Raw genomic sequence first — 221 nt, forward strand, 5'->3', positions numbered from 1 at the left:
AACGCCCACATCATCCTTGAGCAGCCGGTTGCGGAGGAGCGCACGGTCGTTGAGCACGACTCGGTGCCGTCGATGGTTCCGTGGGTGGTCTCCGGGCGCAGCCGTGAGGCTCTGCGGGCGCAGGCCGGTCGGCTGGCGGGGTTCGTCGCCGAGCGGACGGGGGTGTCGCCGGTCGAGGTGGGTGCGGCCCTGGTGCGGTCGCGGTCGGTGTTCGAGCACCG

Annotated in this window: 1 pseudogene; it reads left to right on the forward strand. The window is 72.4% G+C overall.

The features are described 5' to 3' along the window. Positions 1-221 (forward strand): annotated as a pseudogene (locus AC5WS8_RS39560) (acyltransferase domain-containing protein); the annotation flags it as partial.

It is taken from the genome of Streptomyces sp. PTL18 (assembly GCF_059510295.1).